Raw genomic sequence first — 1,640 nt, forward strand, 5'->3', positions numbered from 1 at the left:
GCCGTCACCGTCGAGGTCAACCAGCGCGTCGTCGCGCAGCCCGTCGCCGTCGAGATCCAGCCCGAACGCATCGAAGCGGCCATCCCCGTCGAGATCCACGTCTGGCGTGCCGTGCAGCAGCGCCGCCGTGCCGTCGTCTCCACCCATGCAGTAGTCCATGACCACTCCGACGCCGGTCCGCCGCTAGTGGTTCCCGCGCGATCCCCACCAGGACAGCAGCTCGGCGGTGGCCTCCTCGGTGCTCAGCGGTCCGCGCTCGAGTCGCAGCTCCTTGAGGAAGTGCCACGCCTCGCCCACCTGAGGGCCGGCCGGGATGCCGAGCAGCTCCATGATCTGGTTGCCGTCCAGGTCGGGGCGCACCCGCGCCAGGTCCTCCTGCGCGGACAGTTCGGCGATCCGCGCCTCCAGCCGGTCATAGCTGGCCTGTAGTCGCGCAGCCCGGCGCTTGTTGCGGGTGGTGCAGTCCGCGCGCACCAGCTTGTGCAGCCGCGGCAGCAGCGGACCGGCGTCGGTGACGTACCGGCGCACCGCCGAGTCGGTCCACTTCCCGTCGCCGTATCCGTGGAACCGCAGATGCAAAAACACCAGCTGCGAGACGTCATCGACCATCTGCTTGGAAAACTTCAATGCCCGCAACCGCTTTCGCACCATCTTGGCGCCCACCACCTCGTGGTGGTGAAAGCTCACACCCCCGTTGGGCTCGTGGCGCCGCGTCGCCGGTTTGCCGATGTCGTGCAGCAGTGCCGCCCAGCGCAGCACCAGGTCCGGGCCGTCATCTTCCAGCGCGATCGCCTGCTGCAGCACGGTCAGGGAATGCTGGTAGACGTCCTTGTGCTGGTGATGCTCGTCGATGGCCATCTGCATGCCGCCGACCTCGGGTATCACCACCTGCCCCATCCCGGTGTGCACCAGCAGGTCGATTCCGGCGACCGGGTCCTGCCCGAGCAGCAGCTTGTCCAGCTCGGCGGCCACCCGCTCGGCGCTGACCCGGGCCAGTTGCGGGGCCATCTCCGCGATCGCCTTCCGCACCCGCGGGGCCACGGTGAAGCCCAGTTGCGACACGAATCGCGCGGCGCGCAGCATCCGCAGCGGGTCGTCGCCGAAGGACACCGACGGAGCCGCCGGGGTGTCGAGCGACTGCTCGCGCAGTGCCGCCAAACCGCCCAGCGGATCGAGGAATTCACCGGGGCCGTCGGGTGTGACGCGCACGGCCATCGCGTTGACGGTGAAGTCGCGGCGCACCAGATCATCCTCGAGGCGATCCCCGTAGCGCACCTCGGGGTGGCGCGACACCTGGTCGTAGCTGTCGGCGCGGAAAGTCGTGATCTCCAGGCGGTGCCCGCCCTTGCCGACGCCGACGGTGCCGAAGTCGATCCCGGTGTCCCACACCGCATCAGCCCACCCACGCACGATCTGCTGCACCTGCTCGGGGCGGGCATCGGTGGTGAAGTCCAAGTCGGGACTCAGCCTGCCCAGCAGTGCGTCGCGCACCGAACCTCCGACCAGATACAACTGGCGGCCCGCGGCATCGAACGTCGCGCCCAGCTCACGCAACATGGGGGCGTGCCGGTTGAGGGCCACCGCGGCGGCGGTCAGAAGGTCGGTATCGGCGTTCGGCACGTTCGGTCAGCCTAGTCGTA

Annotated in this window: 1 protein-coding gene and 1 pseudogene; both read right to left on the bottom strand. The window is 69.2% G+C overall.

Going from position 1 to position 1,640, the window contains the following annotated elements; translation table 11 throughout:
* Positions 1–159, bottom strand: a pseudogene (locus tag AC2VOK_RS09160) (pullulanase); the annotation flags it as partial.
* Positions 160–183: 24 nt separating this feature from the next.
* A complete protein-coding gene (locus AC2VOK_RS09165; RefSeq protein ID WP_428900193.1) occupies positions 184–1,620 on the bottom strand; it encodes a CCA tRNA nucleotidyltransferase in 1,437 nt (478 codons plus the stop codon).
* Positions 1,621–1,640: the final 20 nt, after the last annotated feature.

The organism is Mycobacterium sp. TH-M116 (assembly GCF_057473685.1).